The sequence below is a fragment of the Rhizobium sp. K102 genome, from assembly GCF_022385315.1.
Lineage (GTDB): Bacteria > Pseudomonadota > Alphaproteobacteria > Rhizobiales > Rhizobiaceae > Rhizobium > Rhizobium croatiense.
In genome coordinates, this window is the sequence record NZ_CP092436.1 from 2,721,058 (window position 1) to 2,740,541 (window position 19,484).

A 19,484-nucleotide genomic window follows, 5' to 3' on the forward strand; every position below is an offset into this window, starting at 1 on the left:
ATGACTGACGGGCTTTTGCCCGAACAATTCGAATTCAGGAGTTACAAACATGGCAGCTAAAGAAATCAAGTTTGGCCGCACCGCGCGCGAAAAGATGCTGCGCGGCGTCGACATTCTCGCCGATGCAGTCAAGGTCACGCTCGGCCCGAAGGGCCGTAACGTCATCATCGACAAGTCCTTCGGCGCGCCGCGCATCACCAAGGATGGCGTTTCGGTCGCCAAGGAAATCGAACTCGAAGACAAGTTCGAAAACATGGGCGCCCAGATGGTCCGCGAAGTTGCTTCGAAGACCAACGACATCGCCGGCGACGGCACGACGACTGCAACCGTTCTTGCCCAGGCGATCGTTCGCGAAGGCGCCAAGGCCGTTGCTGCCGGCATGAACCCGATGGACCTGAAGCGCGGCATCGATCTCGCCGTTGCCGAAGTCGTCAAGGATCTCCAGGCCAAGGCCAAGAAGATCAACACCTCGGAAGAAGTTGCCCAGGTCGGCACGATCTCCGCAAACGGCGAACGTCAGGTCGGTCTCGACATTGCCGAAGCCATGCAGAAGGTCGGCAACGAAGGCGTCATCACGGTTGAAGAAGCCAAGACCGCCGAAACCGAACTCGAAGTCGTCGAAGGCATGCAGTTCGACCGCGGCTACCTCAGCCCCTACTTCGTGACCAACCCGGAAAAGATGATCGCCGACCTCGAAGACGTCTTCATTCTCCTCCACGAGAAGAAGCTCTCGAACCTGCAGTCGATGCTGCCGGTTCTCGAAGCCGTCGTCCAGACCGGCAAGCCGCTCCTCATCATCGCTGAAGACGTCGAAGGCGAAGCTCTTGCAACGCTCGTCGTCAACAAGCTGCGCGGTGGCCTCAAAATCGCTGCCGTCAAGGCTCCCGGCTTCGGCGACCGCCGCAAGGCCATGCTCGAAGACATCGCGATCCTGACCGGCGGTACGGTTATCTCCGAAGACCTCGGCATCAAGCTCGAGAGCGTCACGCTCGACATGCTCGGCCGTGCGAAGAAGGTTTCGATCTCCAAGGAAAACACCACGATCGTCGACGGTTCGGGCGCCAAGTCCGACATCGAAGGCCGTGTTGCCCAGATCAAGGCCCAGATCGAAGAAACCACCTCCGACTACGACCGCGAGAAGCTGCAGGAACGCCTTGCCAAGCTCGCCGGCGGCGTTGCCGTCATCCGCGTCGGCGGCTCGACGGAAGTCGAAGTGAAGGAAAAGAAGGACCGCATCGACGACGCCCTCAACGCGACGCGCGCTGCCGTTCAGGAAGGCATCGTACCGGGCGGCGGCGTTGCCCTGCTGCGCTCCTCCGTCAAGATCACCTCCAAGGGTGTCAACGACGACCAGGAAGCCGGCGTCAACATCGTTCGCCGCGCGCTGCAGGCTCCGGCCCGCCAGATCGCTGAGAACGCAGGCGACGAAGCCTCGATCGTTGTCGGCAAGATCCTCGACAAGGATCAGGACAACTGGGGCTACAACGCCCAGACCGGCGAATATGGCGACATGATCGGCATGGGCATTATCGACCCGGTCAAGGTCGTTCGCACCGCCCTGCAGGATGCCGCTTCCGTCGCATCACTGCTGATCACCACCGAAGCCATGATCGCCGAGCTGCCGAAGAAGGACGCTCCGGCTATGCCGGGCGGCATGGGCGGAATGGGCGGAATGGACATGATGTGATAGGCGAAAGCCTGCACTCATTCCGGCATCCGGAACAGGAAGGGCGGCCCTCGGGTCGCCCTTTTTCTTTGCCGCGAGCTTGCTCGAAACGATTCGATCCGTTGCGCGCGATTTTGTGCCGTGCATCGCATTTGCCGGCGGGCCAAGCTTTCCCGAGGCTTGCGCCCCTGCTTGTTTTTCTCTCCACGCAACCTGCGGAAGATCGTCGTCTTGCGGCGATATATCTCCCGCCAAGTGGGGTGAAACGGGGAAAAGCGCTGAAAATTGGGCTCCATTCTCGCCAACGGCGCGGAGATCCGACATCTCCGACCAAGGATCTCGATGCGAACGCCCCTTAAAAAGCCGTTGCCGTTTGTGCAAAAGCTCCTATAAATCCGCGCTGCAATTGAGGCGCGCCCGGCGAGCATTTTCGCTGTCAGACGAGCGCGGGAAGGCAATGCCAGAATAGCCGGTTTCGAAGGGCTCCGGTTCGGAGGCTCGGATGCCGCGGCATTGTCGCCGGTATGGGCGCGGGCATTATGCCCGCTGCTGCATAAGCCTGTGTCTAGTGTTTGCCGAGCGTGCGGCGGAGGAGCCGCATGCGAACGAGGGAACGCCCGTGTTCAAGATTGCCAAAGCCAATGCAGCCGTGCCGTTGCTGCCCGGCTCGATGAACGACAACAACCAACTGCACGAGATGCTGGCGCAGTTTTCCGTTTCCGAAAGCTGGACCGGGGATCTGTCGAGCGGCGTGCTCCGTCTCGGCAAGTGGAGCGCCATGCTGCACGGCCTCTCCGCAGAGGAATGCGGACTGCTGAACCTGATACGATGCTACGATTCCGGAGATCGCAGTCACGTGCTGGAACTGTTCGAACAGGCGGCAACACATTGCTCCTCCTTCTGCTTTTCGACGACGATCATCATGCCGAACGGCTTGCGCCAGCCGCTGTTCTGCATGGGCGAATTGAACGGGCTCGAAGAGAAATACAGCGGCAGCATGGCCGGCGTTTTCGTCTTTCCGCGCTTCAAGCTCGAAGGTGCAAGGCAGACTGCAAGCCGGCTATAGAGGCGGGCGGGCGAAATAACGGTCTCCGCTGAAAGTGGTCAGACTGCTGAAAAAGCCGGCCAACTTCTCTTTCGTCATACTCGGGCTTGTCCCGAGTATCTGCCTCGGGCCGATAGGGCAGCAGATCCTCGGCACAAGGCCGAGGATGACGTTGGCGGGGGGAAGCCGAGGGATGTCATATATTGAGGCCGCTCCTGAGAGCGGCCTTTGCGCTTTCCGGAACCATCAACTCCTCCGGCTTGACCGGAATATTGAGCCCCCTGGCGCTGGCCGGGCGGGCGATGCAGCGTTCCAGCCAATCGGAAACGGCTGGGAAACTTGCATAGTCGAGGACCTCGCGGCCGCCATAGAAGATATCTGCGCCGCGGACCCAGGAGAAGGTGGTGATGTCGGCGATCGTATACTGATCGCCCATGATCCACTGCCGACCCTTCAGCCGGCCTTCGAGCACGCCGAGCAACCGTTTGGATTCGTCGCGATAGCGTTCCACCGGATAGGAATTATTGGCGACCTTGTCGGCCGCGAATTTGTAGAAATGGCCGAACTGGCCGAACATCGGGCCGATGCCGGCCATCTGGAAAAACACCCACTGAATGCATTCGTAGCGGCCGGCGGCATCCGCGGGGATGAGCTTGCCGGTCTTCTCCGCGAGATAGAGCAGGATGGCGCCGGATTCGAAAAGGCCGATCGGCTTGCCGCCCGGCCCGTTCGGATCGATGATCGCCGGAATGCGGCCGTTCGGATTGAGAGATTCAAATTCCGGTGACTTCTGTTCGTTGGCGGCGAAGGAAACATAATGCGGCTCATAGTCGAGACCGAGCTCTTCGAGGGCGACGGAGACCTTCACCCCGTTCGGCGTCTGCAGCGAATAGAGCTGGATGATGTCGGGATTTTTCGCCGGCCATCGCCTCGTGATCGGAAAAGCGGAAAGATCTGCCATCGGATTCTCCATGTTGGGCGCCGACCATAGGAGACGAGGCTGCGGAAACGCAAGCGAGGCATCGTTTCATATTATTGAACGAAGCGTCCCCTTTCGTCACCCTTTGCATAACGAAGGAAATAGGCGAGATAGGGATATCAGAGATCCACAGCGTGCCCGGGGGCACCAAGATCTCCAGAGCCATTCAACGGAGCAACATCCATGTCGAACGCCTTTATCCTGATTGCCCGCATTCTCCTGTCTTTCATGTTCGTCCTTTCCGGCTTCATGAAGCTAACCGATCCTGCCGGTACTGCGGGCATGATCGCCGGTGCCGGCCTGCCGGCAGCATCCCTGTTGGCCTATGCCGCAGGCCTTTTCGAACTGCTCGCCGGCCTTGCGGTTCTCACAGGCTTCCAGGTCCGTATTGCTGGCTGGCTGCTCGCGGGCTTCTGTGTCTTCACGGCCGTTGCCTTCCATCTGCCCTATGCAAGTGGCGCGGAACTCGTGAATATTCTCAACCAGATCATGGTCATGAAGAACATCACGCTTGCGGGCGCGTACATCTTGCTCGCAACCGTCGGTGCCGGTGCCTATTCGATTGACGCCCGCCGCGGCGCCTATGCGGCTGCCTGATCCAGCAGACATCCTCCCAGACATGCAGAACCCGCCGTCATTGAATTGACGGCGGGTTTTCGTGTGCATTGCTGGCGGAGATCAGAGGGCGGCGCGCACCGCTTCGATAATCGCCTGCACGACTGGTTCGTCGGCATGGCTTTCCTTGCGGGCGCGCACAAGGCAGGCCTGCGAATGCAGGATGACGCCGTCCTGAAGCACCTTCAGATGGTTGGCGCGCAGCGTCGAGCCGGTGGAGGTGATATCGACGATGATATCGGCCGAGCCGGCGGCCGGCGCGCCCTCGGTGGCGCCGAGGCTCTCGACGATGCGGTAAAGCTGGATGCCGTGCTGGCTCGAAAAGAACTGCTGGGTCAGGCGCCAGTATTTGGTAGCGATGGCAAGGCGGCGGCCGTGGCGGGCGCGGAAATCGGCGGCGACGTCGCCGAGATCGGCCATGGTCTCGACATCCAGCCAGATCTCCGGCACCGCGACGACGACATCGGCATGGCCGAAGCCGAGGCGGGCGCAGAATTCGACGCGTTTGTCGACCTCGGCAAAACCTTCCCGCATCAGATCCTCGCCGGTGACGCCGAAATCAACGGTGCCGTTGCCAAGTTCGCGGGAGATTTCGGAGGCCGAAAGGAAGGCCACTTCGACATCATCCCAGCCTTCCACGCGGCCCCGGTAGGAGCGGCCGTTGCCGACGGCCGTAATTGTCATGCCGGCCCGCTCGAAGATCGCCGAAGCATCGTCCTTCATCCGGCCCTTGGAGGGAAGCGCGATGGTGATGGTCATGCGGCTGCCCTTTCGGTTTCGATGCGGTCGAGCCAGAAGGAGAAGCCGACGGCCGGAATGCGGTCCGTGGCGCCGAGGAAGGTCAGCAGTTTATCGAAGCGGCCGCCGCCGGCCAGAACCGCGCTCGATCCCTCTACCGTCACCTCGAAGACGAGACCGGTGTAATAATCGAGCGGCCGTCCGAAGGCGGCGCGGTAATCCAGGCAGGACAGATCGACGCCGGCATCGGCAAGGGCGCCGACGCGGCCATTGAAGCGGGAGAGCGCATTGCCGAGTTTCAGGCCGGCGGCATCGGCAAAACCGGCCAGCGCCGCGGACGCATTGACGAGCGGGACGTCGAGCGACAGGAACTCTTCCAGCACATGGAAGGCCGCATCGTCGAGGCGCGTCTCGGACAGAATGAGCTTTTCCTTGAGCCGCCGGGCAATCTCCAGCGGCGAGCGGCTGGCATTGGTCGAATAGCCGGTCGCCTGCATTTCCTGCTCGATATGGGCGATCAGCGCCTGTTCGTCGCCTGATGCGATAAGCCTGGCGATATCGTCGTCCAGCCCGGTGACGAATTGCGGGCTGACGAGACCGGCCAGCAGCGCTTCCAGCTGCGTCATGTTGCCGAAGGCATGGATCAGCCGCTTCTGCCAGCCGAGCGGCAGGCCGAGCGCCTGAACGACCGCCTCGAACACCGCCTGGTCGCCCAGCGTCACCGACAGGCGCCGGCCCGGCAGCAGGCGGGCGAGAATGCCGGTGGCATCGCCGATGGCCCGGGCGTCAGCGCTCGGTATGTTGATATCGCCGAGATCCTCGATGCCGGCCTGGTAGAATTCATTGGCGCCGTCGCGGCGCTGGCGGAAGACCTCGCCGAGATAGGCGTAACGCTTCGGCGTGCCGGTCGCCGTTTCGATGTGGCGCAGACAGACCGGAATGGTGAATTCGGGACGCAGGCAGAGGCTGGCGCCGGTTTCGCTCTCGGTCATGAAGATGCGGCGACGCAGATCCTCGCCGGCGATATCGAGGAACGGCTCGGCCGGCTGGATGACCGGCGTATCGATGCGCTCGGCCTTGCGGGCGTCGAATTCGGCAAGCAGCTCGGCGGAGAATTCGGGGAGGTTGATCAGGGGCATGGTGTAGCTCCTGGGAAAAGTCCCCTCCCCAACCCCTCCCCACAAGGGGGAGGGACTAACCGGCGGCCAGCGTCGATATAAATCGAGAGCGGCGTCGGCGAAACGAACCTCGAGCTGGGCACAGCGGCGCCACTTGAAGCGCCTCCCCCTTGTGGGGAGGGGTTGGGGAGGGGTTTATTGCGCATCGCCCGCCCTCTTCCGATCTTCCGCCTGCGCGGCAAGGATCTCCCTCACCTTGACGACGAGGTCGGCTTCCGGGACCGTCTCCTGCGCCACGCGGGCTTCGCGCCAGCTGGCATTGTCCTCGATCTCGCCGGAAAGCCGTTTGCCCTCGATCAGATCCTTGATCTGCACGACGCCGGTTGCGCGTTCGTCGCCGCCCTGGATGATGGCGACGGGGCAGCCGCGGCGATCGGCGTATTTCAGCTGGTTGCCGAATTTCTTCCAGTTGCCCTGGAACATCTCGGCGCGGATGCCGGCGGCGCGCAGTTCCTGGGTCATCTTCTGATAGCGGCCCATCGCCTCGACATCGCCGTCCATGACGGTCACCAGCACCGGCTCGATCACTTCGCTGGCGCCGAGCTTGCCGAGGTTCTTCAGCGCCGTCATCAACCTGGAGACTCCGATCGAAAAGCCCGTCGCCGGAACCGGCTGGCCCATGAAACGCGAGACCAGGCCATCATAACGGCCGCCGCCGCCGACCGAGCCGAAGACGACCTTCTCGCCCTTCTCGTTGGTGACGTCGAAGCTCAGCTCGGCCTCATAGACCGGGCCGGTATAATATTCGAGGCCGCGCACGACGGAGGGATCGATCTTGATGCGGTCGGACTGGTAGTCGGCGCTCTTAACCAGCGCGCCGATGAAATTCAGTTCTTCGACGCCTTCGCCACCCTTCGACGTTCCTGCAACGAGGTCGGCGAGCTGGGCAGCACTTTCGGCATAGTCCTCGATGCCGACGAAGAACAGGACCTTGTCGATCTGCGCCTGGTCAAGGCCGGCGCCCTTGGTGAAGTCGCCGGATTCATCCTTGCGGCCGGGGCCGAGCAGCAGGGCGACACCTTCGGGGCCGAACTTGTCGAGCTTGTCGATGGCGCGCAGCACGTTGAGCCGCTGGCCGGCCTTGTCGTCGCCGCCGAGGCCGATCGCCTCGAGCACGCCGTCGAGGACCTTGCGGTTGTTGACGCGGATGACGTAGTCGCCCCGCCTGATGCCGAGGGCCTCAAGCGTATCGGCCATCATCATGCACATTTCCGCATCGGCCTGGACGCCCGGCGCGCCGACGGTGTCGGCATCGAACTGCATGAACTGGCGGAAGCGGCCGGGGCCTGGCTTCTCGTTGCGGAAGACGTAACCGGCGCGATAGGTGCGATAGGGAAGCTGGATCTCGTTGAAATTCTCGGCGACATGGCGGGCAAGCGGCGCCGTCAGGTCGTAACGCAGCGACATCCACTGCTCGTCGTCATCCTGCAGCGAGAAGACGCCCTCGTTCGGCCGGTCACTGTCGGGCAGGAACTTGCCGAGCGCATCGGTATATTCGAACAGCGGCGTTTCCACGGGGTCGAAACCATAATGCTCATAGACTTCCCGGATCTTTGCCGTCATCTCGTTGACGGCGCGGATATCGCCGGCCGTGCGGTCGACGAAGCCGCGCGGCAGGCGGGCCTTGAGCTTTTGCGGTTTCTTCTGCTTGTCGTTCATTTCCGGGAATTCCGCTGACTGTGACAGTGGCGGTGTCCTAGCGGATTGGGCGGGGAGCGGCAAGGGCGCAGGGGTCTTGATGTCGCTGCAAGAATCGATGGAACGAGGGTATCCATCCGAAACGCGGGATATGCATCATGATCGCTGAAGCGCTTCTCTATGCCGCAACATGGCCGCTGACCGGCAAGGCGCATCGAAAGTTCGTCCGCTATTCCGTCAATCTCTGGTCGCGCGCCGGTCGTTGCGCCGCCGAATGGGCCGAACATGAAGAGATGAGCCGCAATGCGATCCGTGCGGCGACGGCCGATCTCAGGCAGAAGCGGACCGCCGTCGTGCTCGGCTCCGGCCTGCTGCGCGACGTGCCGATCGCGGAACTGGCGCGAGCGTTCGACACCGTCGTACTGGTCGATCTCGTCCATCTCGCCTCGGTGCGGCTATCGGCCAAGGCCTATCGCAATATCCGGCTGATCGAGCGCGATCTTTCCGGCTATGACGAGCTCGCCGCCGGCAGAGAGCCGGAGCCGCTCGGCTTCCTGCGCTCGGTGCCCTATCTCGATTTCGTGGTTTCGGCCAATCTCCTGTCGCAGATCGGCCGGGGCGTGAAACGGCGCTACGAGGCCGGAATGCCTGCCGACACGGTGGAAAGGCTGATCGGAGCGCATCTGGCGGGCTTTCGGAACTTCCCTGCCGCAGCTGCCTGGTGACCGACATCACCTATGCCGTCATCGACCGCAACGGCAGGACGCATGAGGAGGCCGACCTGCTGCACGGCGTCTTGCCGCCGCCGGCGAAAGCCACCTGGACATGGCCGGTCGCGCCGCTCGGCGAGGAAAGCCGGGATTACCGGATCGAGCATAAGGTCATTGCCGCATGGTGAGACACCAGACCGCAGGAGCAAGGTTTCCAAACAAACTGAGAACGCCGGGGATACCCGGCGTTCTGCAACAATTTTGCTCAGCCCTTCGGCTCGAAATCGGCGGGCCGGCGGCCGGCGGCCTGTCGCGACAGCATCCAGCCCGGATATTCGGGGGCAAGGGCGCTCGCCTCGTCGAGCCGCTTCATATCCTCGTCGTCGAGCTTCAGCCTGACGGCGGCGAGGTTCTGGTCGAGCTGATCGACACGCTTGGCGCCGATGATGACAGTAGTGACGAAAGGCTTGGCGAGAATATAGGCGAGCGCGACGGTGGCGACGCCGGCGCCATGCTTTTCGGCGATCTCGCGCATGACGGCGACGCAGGCCCAGGCCCTGTCCCGGTCGACCGGCGGGAAATCGAAACTGGCGCGGCGACCCTCGCCATTACCGGGCGCGCCGGGACCATATTTGCCGGACAAGAGACCGCCGGCGAGCGGCGACCAGACCATCAGGCCGAGCTTTTCCTCCTGCATCATCGGCACGATGTCGCGTTCGAGATCGCGGCCGGCGATGGAATAATAGGCCTGCACCGTCTCGAAGCGGGCGAAGCCGCGCCGTTGGGAGAGACCGAGCGCCTTGGAAATACGCCAGGCCTGCCAGTTGGAGACGCCGATATAGCGGACAAGGCCACGCGAAACGAGATCGTCGAGGGCACGCAGCGTCTCCTCGATCGGCGTCACCGTATCGGTCGCATGAATCTGGTAGAGGTCGATATGGTCCGTCTGCAGCCGCTTGAGGCTCGCCTCGACGGAATCCATGATGTGGCCGCGCGAGGCGCCGCGGTCGTTCGGCTTGTCGCCCATGACGCCATAGACCTTGGTGGCGATGACGACGTCCTTGCGCGGCACGTCGAGATTCTTCAGCGCCTGGCCGAGCAGCCTTTCGGATTCGCCGGATGAATAGACGTCCGCCGTGTCGATGAAGTTGACGCCTGACGCCAGCGAGCGCTCGACGATCCGGTCGGCGGCGTTCTGGTCGACATCGGCGATGGCGCCCCACATGCTGCCCGGTTGGGCCTCGCCGAAGGTCATCGTGCCCAGGCAGATTTCCGAGACGAAAAGTCCCGTATTTCCGAGTTGATTGTAACGCATGGTCGAAAAAATCCTTTGTGTCTGCCGCAAGAGGGGCTTGCGAACTTCAGAACTTCATTTTTTGATTATTGGCCTGCGCGCGACAGGCACAGCCGTGGCTGGCTGCAGGGTAAGGCCGATTCGATGTAGTGCGACGGCGGCGCTTTTCAACGCCACAGCTTGCCGCGCCAGCAGCGAACGCCCTCGCCCGACGCAGCCCTTGTCATGACACAGCCCTTGTCTCGACACAGGCGGCCGATAGATTGCCGGCAAAGATTCAAGAGGTGCGCATGTGACGACGCGAGCACTGACAACGATCGGCTTCGATGCCGACGATACGCTTTGGCAGAACGAACAATATTACCGACTGACGGAAGCGCATTTTACCAAGCTTCTTGCCGATTTCGCCGAAGGACCGAAGATTTCCGACCGGCTGCTGGAAGCCGAGAAACGCAACCTTCGCCACTACGGATTCGGCATCAAGGGCTTCACGCTGTCGATGATCGAGACGGCGATCGAGATTACCGAAGGCAAGGTGCCGGCCAGCGTCATCGCCAAGATCCTCGATACCGGCCGAGACCTGCTGTCCCACCCGGTCGAGACCATGCCGCATGCGCGCGACACGCTCGAGGCGCTTGCCGGCAAATATCTGCTCGTCATGATCACCAAGGGCGATCTTTTCGACCAGGAGCGCAAGCTTGCCCAATCCGGCCTCGGCGACTTCTTCGATGCGGTCGAGATCGTTTCCGACAAGACCGCCGTCACCTATCGCCGCATCTTCGCCAAGGTCGGTGACGGACCGGAGCGGGCGATGATGGTCGGCAATTCACTGAAATCGGATATCGTGCCGGCGATTGCGGCCGGCAGCTTCGGCGTCTTCGTGCCGCACGAACTCACCTGGGTGCTGGAACATGTGGACGAACCGACGGAAGCGCCGCGTTTCCGCAAGATCGGCCATCTCGGCGAATTGCGCGAGCTGATCGACCGGCTGGCATAAGCGGCCGGCCGTTCGGCCCTGCCCTAAAGCGTGTCGCGATCTTTCAGATTCGCTTGGCACGCTTTAGGTCTTTGTTTTTACGCATGTCTTTATCGCAAAACCGCTGCACACTTTTGCGAGACATGCTCTATTGCGGCTTGGGCGGCGCCTTCGGAAACAGCGACGGCTGCTCCGGCTCGGCCGGCGGTTTCGGCTGCGGCGGAGCGGCGGCCAAAGGCTCGATCAGGATGCTGAAAGGCGCGCCGAGGCCGCGGCGCGGCGAGACCTTGGAATAATAGGGGCGCAGCAGCCAGGTGGTGTTTTCCTTCGCCGTCGTCTGAAAATTCATGCCGTCTTCGTCGGTGCCGAAGAAAGCCTCGTCATCGGGCTTCGACAGGTCGAAAATCGCCAGGAAGGCGAACTTGCTCTTGGTGGCAAAGCTGATCTTGATGTGCTGGCCGGCGCGCACCGGCAGCGTGTAGACATGGCTGTTGCCGAATTTCGTCCAGCCCTTGAGCTGCATGGTGACAGCGGGGAATTGCAGCTTCTCCAGCTTCTCGCCGGGATCGAGCTGCGGCGTCTGCGCCACGGCTGGGGTCGGCAGGAAGAACAGGGCAAGGGCAGCAATCGATGTTTTCACGGACAGATCTTTCATGGTCGAACCAGGACAGCGCGCATCGCCTCCACCTCGGACCGGCAGAAGCAGCCCTCCAGATGATCGTTGACGAGGCCCATCGCCTGCATGAAAGCATAAACTGTGGTCGGGCCGACAAAGGTCCAGCCACGCTTCTTCAGATCCTTCGAAATGATGACCGAGGTCGGCGTCGTCGGATTGGCGAGGATATGGTCGCGGTCGACCACGGCCGGCCGCTCGTTGTGGCCGGGTTCGTAACCCCAGAAATAATGGGCGAGCGAGCCGAATTCGTCCCGCAGCGCGATGGCGCGCCTGGCATTGTTGATGGTCGAGACGATCTTGCCACGATGGCGGATGATGCCGGCATCGGCAAGGCAGCGATCGACATCCGCTTCGCCGAAATGCGCCACCTTGTCGAAATCGAAGCCGGCAAAGGCGGCGCGGAAATTCTCCCGCTTGCGCAGGATGGTCAGCCAGGACAGGCCGGATTGGAAGCCTTCGAGACAGATCTTTTCGAAGAGGCGGATGTCGTTGGTAACAGGGCGGCCCCATTCCTCGTCATGATATTTGAGATAATCGGGCAGATTGGCGTGCCAGTGGCAACGGCTCCTGCCGTCCTCGCCGATGATGATGCCTGTCTCGCTCATGATCCTTCATTCTGCCGGGGTCCGTTTCGTTTTCCGGTCATGATTCCGGCTTTACCATTTGCAAACCGTCTTTCCAAACCGAACGGTAACCCTGACGAAAAGTTTATCCGATCGGTCGGCTTTTCAGAAATCGATCTTTACCATTCGCTGGCGGATCAGGTGGCAGCGTCCTTGCGAGCGGGCCTGTCGCGCCCGCGCATTTCGGCCATTTGTAGAGAGTTCGTCCGATGATGAAACAGCTTGTACTTGCCGCAGCCCTCGTCGGCGCCTTCTCCACGGCCGCCCTTGCCGACGACCGCTACGCCACCCGCCCGCCTGTCGTGCTCAGCCCTGATCTGACGGCGCCATGGATCAACCAGCTCGGCGGCAAGGTTCGCCCCGTGGTCTACCAGCGGCCGGTCGTCCAGCCGCAGCAGCGCGGCCTTTTCCAGCGCCGCGTCATCCGCCAGGCGCCGCGGCCGGCACCGCAGACCGTCTCGGTGATCAACCCCGGCATCCCGGCGATCCGCCATCCGATCGAGCCGCAATTCCTGCCGCAGATGGTCGATTACGACACCCAGGAAAAGCCCGGCACCATCGTCATCGATACCAACAATCGCTTTCTCTATCTGGTGATGGAGGGCGGCAAGGCGCGGCGCTACGGCGTCGGCGTCGGCAAGCCCGGCTTCGAATGGGCCGGCGCCCACAAAATTACCCGCAAGCAGGAATGGCCGGACTGGACGCCGCCTTCCCAGATGATCAGCCGCGAAGCCGCCAAGGGCCATTACCTGCCGGCGCGCATGGATGGCGGCCCCGAAAATCCGCTCGGCGCCCGCGCCATGTATCTCGGCTCGACGCTTTACCGCATCCACGGCACCAATGCGCCCTGGTCGATCGGCAGCGCCGTCTCCTCCGGTTGCATCCGGCTGCGCAACGAAGACGTCGTCGATCTCTATGACCGCGTCAGCGTCGGAACCCGCGTCATCGTCATGTAACGGCACATACATTATCTTGGAAGCCGCAAGAACAGGCGGTTTCCTTTGCCGAAATTGCTTTATCCGGCCGGGCCGATCTTGAATCAGGCAGAAGTTCATGTAGTTTCGGGCGAATTTGCTTGAGGGGAATCAATCATGATCAAATTGATGCCAGGTCTGGCCGCGGCCGGACTTGTTCTGTCCTTGATGTCCACGTCCGCCTTTGCAGCGCCGGCCGGCTCCGACAACACACAGCGCCCGGCTCAGGTCGTGCGCGCTGCGCAGATGCCGAAATATGTGAAGCCGCAGTTCAAGCGCAAGAAAGTGCGCCTGGTGACGACGGAAGCGGCCGGCACCGTCATCATCGATACCAACAACAAATATCTCTATCTCGTCGAAGGCAACAACCGCGCCACCCGCTACGGTATCGGCGTCGGCCGTGACGGCTTCGGCTGGTCGGGTATCGTCAAGATCGGCCGCAAGGCCGAATGGCCAAGCTGGACGCCGCCGGCCGAAATGCGCCGCCGCGAAGCCGCCAAAGGCCACATCATTCCCGCTTTCCAGGAAGGCGGCGAGGACAATCCGCTCGGCGCCCGCGCCATGTATCTCTACCAGGGCGGCCGCGACACCATCTTCCGCATCCACGGCACCAATCAGCCCTGGACGATCGGCCTCAACATGTCTTCCGGCTGCATCCGCATGATGAACCAGGACGTGATGCATCTTTACGATCGCGCGGCCGTCGGCACCAAGGTGATCGTCATCGGTCCCGGCAACAAGCAGGGCAAGGTGGCGTTCGAGGACAGGGGCATCGACGTGCTGCGCACCATGTTCGGCGGCTGAGCAACACCTGCTAAAAAACGAGGGCGCTTTTTAGAAGCGCCTTTTATTTCTCTTGGACTTTGCGGCGGAAAGCTGGCAGAGGTGCCTAAGAGTCGACATATTTGCAATATCGGGGCTATTCAATGACATATGCGCTGCGTTCTTCCGCCTCCCTGCTTGCGGGCATCGCGTTTTTCACATTCTGTTCGGCAGCTTCCGCCTCGGCGGAAGACCTGGAATTTTCCATTTACGGCGGTTATCAGACCGCGCCGCATAGCGGCGTCGACGTCTCCGACGGCACGAGTTTTACCGCCGGCTGGGAAGGCAAATCCTTCGGCGCGCCGCCCTATTACGGCGCTCGCGTCACCTGGTGGCTCGAGGATTTCAACAAGCCGAACTGGGGTATCTCGCTCGATTTTACCCATGACAAGGTTTATGCCGACGACGACACGCTCGCCAAGGCCGGCTGGTCGCATTTCGAATTCACCGACGGCCTGAACCTTCTCACTGTGAACGGTCTCTATCGCTTCCAGGATCCGGCTCGCCGCTGGACGCCCTACCTCGGCGCCGGTATCGGCGTGAACATTCCCCATGTCGAAGTGATTCGCCCCGAAGGCAAGACCTGGGCTTATGAATTCGGCGGCGTGACGCTGCAGGCGCAGGCTGGCGTCGACTTCAAGGTGACCGAGCGCTGGTCGACCTTCGTCGAATACAAGGGCACCTATTCGCGCGTCGACGTTCCGATCGACAGCGGCGACCGGCTGAAGACCAACATCTTCACGAATGCCGTCAATGTCGGCGTCTCGTTCCACTGGTAATGAATTGAACTTCGGCTGCGGCGCTATTTCGTGCCGCAGCTGACCTTGCCCTCGGCGGCGTAAGGTTTGCTGCCGCCCTCGATCGTCAGGGAATAGGTGCCGCCGAAATTTGCCGAAGGCTTGCCGCGCACGCCAGCGACCACCACCAGATCGAGCGTTGCCCCTTCGGCATCGTCACCGCCGCCATCAAAGACTTCCAGGAGCAGCTCGCCATCGCGCGCCCAGTGGTTGCTCAGATGCTGCGATTCGAACACGCGTTTTGCGAAGGCCGGCGCTTGCGCGGAATCCTTGACAATAAGCGCGCCGCGGAAATGGTTGAGCCTGTGGCCGGCATCGCTTGCGAAACCGCTTTCGAGGGTAAAACGCGCTTGCGCGTCATCGGCGGAACAGAATAAGCGGCTGTCGGCATGGGCCGCGCCTGCCGCCGCGAGCAGTCCCGCAAGTATAATCATTCCCCGCCACATCGCCCGACCTCCCGAGAGCGGCCCGAATGGGCCGGCTGCATTCCCTTCAGCCTAATGGCAAACCTGTTAATTTTTCCGGCATAGCGCCGCCATAGGCCCAATCGAGCAGCTCGACCGTATGCAGGATCGGGATAGCAGTGCCGGTGGCGATCTGGGTGATGCAGCCGATATTGCCGGTGGCAATGATGTCTGCCTTGGTCGCTTCGATATTCCTGACCTTGCGTGCCTTCAGCGCCGCCGATATCTCCGGCTGCATGATGTTGTAGGTGCCGGCCGAACCGCAGCAGAGATGGCCTTCGGCCGGATCGCGCACCGTAAAGCCCGCCGCTTTCAGCAAGGATTTCGGCGCAAGGGTGATGCGCTGGCCGTGCTGCATCGAACAGGCGGAATGATAGGCGACCGTAATGCCCCTCGGCATATGGGCCGGCAGCTCGATCGTTGCCAGATACTCGGTGATATCCTTTGCCAGCGCCGAGACCCTGGCCGCCTTTGCCGCATAGGCGGGGTCGAGGCGCAGCATGTGGCCGTAATCCTTGATCGTCGTGCCGCAGCCCGAAGCGGTGATGATGATCGCATCGAGCCCCTGCGTCTCGATTTCGCGCGTCCATATGTCGACGTTGATCCGCGCACTTTCGAGCGCCTGTTCGGCGCGACCCATGTGGTGGACCAGCGAGCCGCAGCAGACCTCGCCTTCCGGCGCCACGACCTCGATACCGAGCCGCGTCAGGAGCCGGATCGCCGCCGCGTTGATGGCGGGATCAAGCACCGGCTGGGCGCAGCCGGTCAGGATCGCCACTCGGCCGCGCCGCTCCGCCTCGGGCCGGTAGCTGCCGGGTTTTGCGAAGTCCGAGGCGGCGGGCAGGCGCCGCGGCGCGAGCGCCAGCATGGCGGCAAAGGGTTTGAGTGCCGCCCCGCGCATCAGGCCGGCGAAGGGTCGGCCAAGACGGGCGAGACGGAGCGCCAGGCGGAAACGGCCGGGATAGGGCAGCACGGCCGCCAGGAGAGCGCGCGTCAGCCGGTCCATCAGCGGGCGCCTGTAGGTCTTTTCGATATGGGCGCGGGCGTGATCGACCAGATGCATATAGTCGACACCCGAGGGACAGGTGGTGACGCAGGCAAGGCAGGAAAGACAGCGGTCGATATGGGTGACGACCTCGGCATCGGCGGGCCGGCCGTTTTCCAGCATATCCTTGATCAGATAGATGCGGCCGCGCGGACTGTCGAGCTCGTTGCCGAGCGTCACATAGGTGGGACAGGTGGCGGTGCAGAAGCCGCAATGGACACATTTGCGCAGGATCTGCTCGGATTCGGCGACATGGGGGTCGAGGAGCTGGGCGGGGGTGAAGTTGGTTTGCATCTAGCGGGGCCTTCGCTTCGGGGCCGCTGTGCCTGAAATACCCCCCTCTGTCCTGCCGGACCCGGGGTCGAGCCACAGGTCTCGACCCGTCCTTCGGACCCCCACAAGGGGGGAGATCGGATGGGATTGACTGCTTCCCCAAACAACAAACGTGCTGTGACGACGACGAGCCAGATAGGGGGCGATGGCCCAACCCCTTGTCGATCTCCCCCCTTGTGGGGGAGATGTCCGGCAGGACAGAGGGGGGTGACCCGCGCACAAAGCCATATTACCTCTCACCCCATCTTCCCGGGATTCAATATCCCAGCCGGATCGAACTTCTCCTTCACCCGCCGTGACAGCATTGCCACCGCCTCGGGTTCGGGATGGAAAGCGGCCGTTGTCGCCCTCGCCGCAGCGGATGCACGAATGAGCGTCGCATGACCACCGCCGAGCCCTTTGACGAAGCGGCGGATCAGTTCGGCCTCCGGCTCCGCTTCCATGCGCATCCAGACGAGGCCGCCTTGCCAATCATAAAAGGCATCGACACCGGCTTCGAGACGGAGCGCTGCGACGAGCTGATGACCGGTGCCGGGGGCGACCGAGACGCGCCAGACCGGCCGCCCCGTGCCGTCGGCATAAGGCAGCACATCGCGGATTTCTCGCCAAAGCCTCTGACTTTCCCTCTCATCCAGCTGCGTGACCGTGGCGAAGGCGGACATTGCCGTCGCAAGCTTTTCGACGCGCACGTCGACAGAGCCAGCCAAGCCTTCGATGCGCAGAACTGTCGCCTCGCCCTCGGGCAATTTGCCGGCGAGGAATTTCCACGTCACCGTCAAAGGCAGATGGGCCGCACCGGAGACTTCGACCGGCAGCGCCATCGCCGTCGCCATGGCGCTGGCCGCTTCGGCATCGTTGAGGCCCGAGAGAACCACCGTCCGTTCCGTCTTCGGGCGCGGCGGCACGCGGAAGGTGACTTCGGTCAGAAAACCCAGCGTGCCGTGCGAACCGGCGATCAGCTTGACGAGATCGAGGCCGGTGACATTCTTCATCACCCGGCCGCCGGCCTTGATGATCTCGCCGCTGCCGTTGACGAAGCGCACGCCGAGCAAACTGTCGCGGGCAGCGCCCGCAATGAGGCGGCGCGGGCCAGAGACATTGGCGGCAAAGACGCCGCCGATGGTCGGCTCGCCCGACCTGGCCATGATGGGGCGATGATCCATCGGCTCGAAGGCGAGCATCTGGCTATTTTCGGACAGCGCTGCCTCGACCTCGGCAAGAGGCGTACCCGAACGGGCTGTCATGACCATCTCGCCGGGATTGTAGGCGACGATGCCGGAAAGCCTGGTCGATCGCAGCCGGTCTTCGGCTGCAACGGCATTGCCGAAACCCGAGCGCGTATCGCCGCCGCAGATCGCGAGTGACCGGTTCATCTCCTGATGTGCGCGGACGATCGCCGCCGCGTGTTCCTCGCTCGTCGGCATCAGGTCAATCATGCGGCGGGGCGTCCTTCCAGCGGAAAGACCTTCGACGGGTTGAGCAGCCAGCCGGGATCGAAGGCGGCGCGCACCGCCATCTGCTGGGCGAGATCGGCCTCCGAATACTGGTGCCGCATCAGGTCACGCTTTTCGATGCCGACACCATGCTCGCCGGTCAGGCAGCCGCCGGCATCGACGCAGAGCCTGAGGATATCGTTGCCGGCGGCTTCGGCACGGGCGGCATCCTGCGGATCGTTGGCGTTGAAGAGGATCAGCGGATGCATGTTGCCGTCACCGGCATGGAAGACATTGGCGACCCGCAGGCCGTAGTGATCGACGATTTCCGCGGTTTTCTTCAGCACGTGCGACAGCTGGCTGAGCGGCACGGTGCCGTCCATGCAGATATAATCGGCGATGCGGCCGGTGGCCCCGAAGGCGGATTTGCGGCCCTTCCAGATCAGCGCCGCTTCGGTGGCCGACTGGCATTCGCGCACGGTCTTGACGCCGTGGTTGCGGGCGATGTCGACTACGTCCTTCAGCATGGCGTCCATCTCAGCCTCCGATCCCTCGACCTCGACAATCAGCAGCGCGCCGACATCGAGGGGATAGCCGGCATGGGCGAAGGCCTCGCAGATCTCGATCGCCGGCTTGTCCATGAATTCGATCGCAACGGGAATGATGCCGGCGGCAATGACATCGGCGACACAGGCGCCGGCCTCTTCTGAAGCTTCGAATCCGAAGAGCACCGGGCGCGCGCCTTCCGGCTTGGCGATCAGTCGCACCGTCGCCTCGGTGACGATGCCGAGCTGGCCTTCGTGGCCGCAGACGAGACCGAGCAGGTCATAGCCGCCCGCATCCAGCGCCTTGCCGCCGAGCTCGATCACCGTGCCGTCGACCAGCACCATCCTAACACCGAGCAAATTGTTGGTGGTGACCCCGTATTTCAGACAGTGGGCACCGCCGGAATTCATGCCGATATTGCCGCCGATAGTGCAGGCAAGCTGCGAACTCGGATCGGGCGCATAGAAAAACCCGTCGGCTGCGACGGCGTCGGAAATATTGAGATTGGTGACGCCCGCCTGAACCACGGCAACGCGGTTCGGCAGATCGATCTCGAGGATGCGGTTCATCTTCGACAGGCCGAGCACGACGGCATCCTCCTGCGGAATGGCGCCGCCGGAAAGCGAAGTGCCGGCGCCGCGCGGCACGACGGGAACGCCATAGCGGTGGCAATAACGCATGACGGCCGAAACCTCGGCGGTGGTGCGCGGCAGGGCGACTGCGAGCGGCAGGCGGCGATAGGAAACGAAGGCATCGGTCTCGAAGGGTACCAGCTCGCGCGCCTCATGAACCAGGCATTCCGGCGGCAGCAGATCGGTGAGATCGGCGACGATCTGAGAGCGCCGGGCCAGGACATCGGCGCGGGGCGCAAGAAACGGAATGGCGTCGGACATGGCCTTCTCCCTGGCCTCCCGGAAAGATGACGACGGGAA

General features: G+C 62.6%; 18 protein-coding genes and 1 pseudogene. 8 read left to right on the forward strand and 11 right to left on the reverse strand.

All coding sequences use genetic code 11. From position 1 onward, the window contains the following. The first annotated feature begins 49 nt into the window (after positions 1-49). Together groL and MHI61_RS19470 are read left to right on the forward strand one after the other, a co-directional pair. Positions 50-1,687 (forward strand): chaperonin GroEL, encoded by a 1,638-nt coding sequence (groL, locus tag MHI61_RS19465; RefSeq protein ID WP_239790147.1) that lies wholly within the window; start codon positions 50-52, stop codon positions 1,685-1,687. A gap of 598 nt (positions 1,688-2,285) precedes the next feature. Next, positions 2,286-2,732, forward strand: a complete 447-nt coding sequence (locus MHI61_RS19470) for a hypothetical protein (protein WP_239790148.1) — start codon at positions 2,286-2,288, stop codon at positions 2,730-2,732. Between the two features lie 175 nt (positions 2,733-2,907). On the opposite strand, the gene MHI61_RS19475 is transcribed toward MHI61_RS19470, so the two are convergent. Then, a complete protein-coding gene (locus MHI61_RS19475) occupies positions 2,908-3,672 on the reverse strand; it encodes a glutathione binding-like protein (protein ID WP_239790149.1) in 765 nt (254 codons plus the stop codon). Positions 3,673-3,873: 201 nt separating this feature from the next. Here MHI61_RS19475 and MHI61_RS19480 point away from each other — a divergent pair, with 201 nt between their 5' ends. Then, positions 3,874-4,287: a DoxX family protein gene (locus MHI61_RS19480; RefSeq protein WP_239790150.1), complete on the forward strand. Its 414-nt coding sequence runs from the start codon at positions 3,874-3,876 to the stop codon at positions 4,285-4,287. A gap of 81 nt (positions 4,288-4,368) precedes the next feature. On the opposite strand, the gene hisG is transcribed toward MHI61_RS19480, so the two are convergent. The 3 genes from hisG to hisS form a co-directional block, all read right to left on the reverse strand. Continuing rightward, complete coding sequence (hisG, locus tag MHI61_RS19485) at positions 4,369-5,064, reverse strand: ATP phosphoribosyltransferase (protein ID WP_239790151.1); 696 nt, start codon at positions 5,062-5,064, stop codon at positions 4,369-4,371. Then, a complete protein-coding gene (locus MHI61_RS19490; protein ID WP_239790152.1) occupies positions 5,061-6,182 on the reverse strand; it encodes an ATP phosphoribosyltransferase regulatory subunit in 1,122 nt (373 codons plus the stop codon). Before MHI61_RS19490 ends, hisG begins: the two co-directional genes overlap by 4 nt. Positions 6,183-6,356: 174 nt before the next feature. Beyond that, entirely contained in the window at positions 6,357-7,880 is a 1,524-nt protein-coding gene (hisS, locus tag MHI61_RS19495) for a histidine--tRNA ligase (protein WP_239790153.1), read from the reverse strand. Positions 7,881-8,017: 137 nt separating this feature from the next. Between hisS and MHI61_RS19500 the strand changes: the two are divergent. After that, positions 8,018-8,757, forward strand: a pseudogene (locus MHI61_RS19500) (hypothetical protein). A 77-nt stretch (positions 8,758-8,834) separates the two neighbouring features. Here the strand turns inward: MHI61_RS19500 and MHI61_RS19505 are convergent. Continuing rightward, positions 8,835-9,884: an aldo/keto reductase gene (locus tag MHI61_RS19505; protein WP_239790154.1), complete on the reverse strand. Its 1,050-nt coding sequence runs from the start codon at positions 9,882-9,884 to the stop codon at positions 8,835-8,837. A gap of 271 nt (positions 9,885-10,155) precedes the next feature. Here MHI61_RS19505 and MHI61_RS19510 point away from each other — a divergent pair, with 271 nt between their 5' ends. Beyond that, on the forward strand, positions 10,156-10,860 hold the full coding sequence (locus MHI61_RS19510) for an HAD family hydrolase (protein ID WP_239790155.1): 705 nt from the start codon (positions 10,156-10,158) through the stop codon (positions 10,858-10,860). 127 nt (positions 10,861-10,987) lie between these two features. Here the strand turns inward: MHI61_RS19510 and MHI61_RS19515 are convergent, their stop codons facing one another. Both MHI61_RS19515 and MHI61_RS19520 read right to left on the reverse strand, forming a co-directional pair. After that, positions 10,988-11,494, reverse strand: coding sequence for a hypothetical protein (locus MHI61_RS19515; RefSeq protein ID WP_239790156.1), 507 nt, complete (start codon positions 11,492-11,494; stop codon positions 10,988-10,990). Further along, on the reverse strand, positions 11,491-12,120 hold the full coding sequence (locus tag MHI61_RS19520; RefSeq protein ID WP_239790157.1) for a DNA-3-methyladenine glycosylase I: 630 nt from the start codon (positions 12,118-12,120) through the stop codon (positions 11,491-11,493). The genes MHI61_RS19515 and MHI61_RS19520 overlap by 4 nt, the downstream gene beginning before the upstream one ends. A 227-nt stretch (positions 12,121-12,347) precedes the next feature. Between MHI61_RS19520 and MHI61_RS19525 the strand changes: the two genes are divergently transcribed. The 3 genes from MHI61_RS19525 (at position 12,348) to MHI61_RS19535 (ending at position 14,713) form a co-directional block, all read left to right on the forward strand. After that, positions 12,348-13,094, forward strand: coding sequence for a L,D-transpeptidase family protein (locus tag MHI61_RS19525; RefSeq protein ID WP_239790158.1), 747 nt, complete (start codon positions 12,348-12,350; stop codon positions 13,092-13,094). Positions 13,095-13,229: 135 nt separating this feature from the next. Next, positions 13,230-13,916 (forward strand): L,D-transpeptidase, encoded by a 687-nt coding sequence (locus MHI61_RS19530; RefSeq protein WP_239790159.1) that lies wholly within the window; start codon positions 13,230-13,232, stop codon positions 13,914-13,916. A gap of 122 nt (positions 13,917-14,038) precedes the next feature. Beyond that, on the forward strand, positions 14,039-14,713 hold the full coding sequence (locus MHI61_RS19535) for an outer membrane beta-barrel protein (RefSeq protein ID WP_222138886.1): 675 nt from the start codon (positions 14,039-14,041) through the stop codon (positions 14,711-14,713). A 23-nt stretch (positions 14,714-14,736) separates the two neighbouring features. Here MHI61_RS19535 and MHI61_RS19540 read toward each other — a convergent pair whose 3' ends face one another. The 4 genes from MHI61_RS19540 to MHI61_RS19555 form a co-directional block, all read right to left on the reverse strand. Continuing rightward, positions 14,737-15,177, reverse strand: coding sequence for a hypothetical protein (locus tag MHI61_RS19540; protein WP_239790160.1), 441 nt, complete (start codon positions 15,175-15,177; stop codon positions 14,737-14,739). Positions 15,178-15,223: 46 nt separating this feature from the next. After that, positions 15,224-16,534, reverse strand: coding sequence for a glycolate oxidase subunit GlcF (glcF, locus tag MHI61_RS19545; RefSeq protein WP_239790161.1), 1,311 nt, complete (start codon positions 16,532-16,534; stop codon positions 15,224-15,226). A gap of 275 nt (positions 16,535-16,809) precedes the next feature. Further along, a complete protein-coding gene (locus tag MHI61_RS19550) occupies positions 16,810-18,009 on the reverse strand; it encodes an FAD-binding protein (RefSeq protein ID WP_239790162.1) in 1,200 nt (399 codons plus the stop codon). Beyond that, positions 18,006-19,445, reverse strand: a complete 1,440-nt coding sequence (locus tag MHI61_RS19555; RefSeq protein WP_239790163.1) for an FAD-linked oxidase C-terminal domain-containing protein — start codon at positions 19,443-19,445, stop codon at positions 18,006-18,008. The genes MHI61_RS19550 and MHI61_RS19555 overlap by 4 nt, the downstream gene beginning before the upstream one ends. Between the last annotated feature and the right edge of the window lie 39 nt (positions 19,446-19,484).

What these genes read in the sequence shown, in the direction of transcription:
- MHI61_RS19550 (WP_239790162.1), bottom strand. Translation starts at nt 18,009, where the DNA reads ATGATTGACCTGATGCCGACGAGCGAGGAACACGCGGCGGCGATCGTC.
- MHI61_RS19535 (WP_222138886.1), top strand. Translation starts at nt 14,039, where the DNA reads ATGACATATGCGCTGCGTTCTTCCGCCTCCCTGCTTGCGGGCATCGCG.
- MHI61_RS19475 (WP_239790149.1), bottom strand. Translation starts at nt 3,672, where the DNA reads ATGGCAGATCTTTCCGCTTTTCCGATCACGAGGCGATGGCCGGCGAAA.
- groL (WP_239790147.1), top strand. Translation starts at nt 50, where the DNA reads ATGGCAGCTAAAGAAATCAAGTTTGGCCGCACCGCGCGCGAAAAGATG.
- MHI61_RS19530 (WP_239790159.1), top strand. Translation starts at nt 13,230, where the DNA reads ATGATCAAATTGATGCCAGGTCTGGCCGCGGCCGGACTTGTTCTGTCC.
- MHI61_RS19490 (WP_239790152.1), bottom strand. Translation starts at nt 6,182, where the DNA reads ATGCCCCTGATCAACCTCCCCGAATTCTCCGCCGAGCTGCTTGCCGAA.
- MHI61_RS19520 (WP_239790157.1), bottom strand. Translation starts at nt 12,120, where the DNA reads ATGAGCGAGACAGGCATCATCATCGGCGAGGACGGCAGGAGCCGTTGC.
- MHI61_RS19515 (WP_239790156.1), bottom strand. Translation starts at nt 11,494, where the DNA reads ATGAAAGATCTGTCCGTGAAAACATCGATTGCTGCCCTTGCCCTGTTC.
- hisG (WP_239790151.1), bottom strand. Translation starts at nt 5,064, where the DNA reads ATGACCATCACCATCGCGCTTCCCTCCAAGGGCCGGATGAAGGACGAT.
- MHI61_RS19480 (WP_239790150.1), top strand. Translation starts at nt 3,874, where the DNA reads ATGTCGAACGCCTTTATCCTGATTGCCCGCATTCTCCTGTCTTTCATG.
- glcF (WP_239790161.1), bottom strand. Translation starts at nt 16,534, where the DNA reads ATGCAAACCAACTTCACCCCCGCCCAGCTCCTCGACCCCCATGTCGCC.
- MHI61_RS19525 (WP_239790158.1), top strand. Translation starts at nt 12,348, where the DNA reads ATGATGAAACAGCTTGTACTTGCCGCAGCCCTCGTCGGCGCCTTCTCC.
- MHI61_RS19540 (WP_239790160.1), bottom strand. Translation starts at nt 15,177, where the DNA reads ATGTGGCGGGGAATGATTATACTTGCGGGACTGCTCGCGGCGGCAGGC.
- MHI61_RS19505 (WP_239790154.1), bottom strand. Translation starts at nt 9,884, where the DNA reads ATGCGTTACAATCAACTCGGAAATACGGGACTTTTCGTCTCGGAAATC.
- MHI61_RS19555 (WP_239790163.1), bottom strand. Translation starts at nt 19,445, where the DNA reads ATGTCCGACGCCATTCCGTTTCTTGCGCCCCGCGCCGATGTCCTGGCC.
- hisS (WP_239790153.1), bottom strand. Translation starts at nt 7,880, where the DNA reads ATGAACGACAAGCAGAAGAAACCGCAAAAGCTCAAGGCCCGCCTGCCG.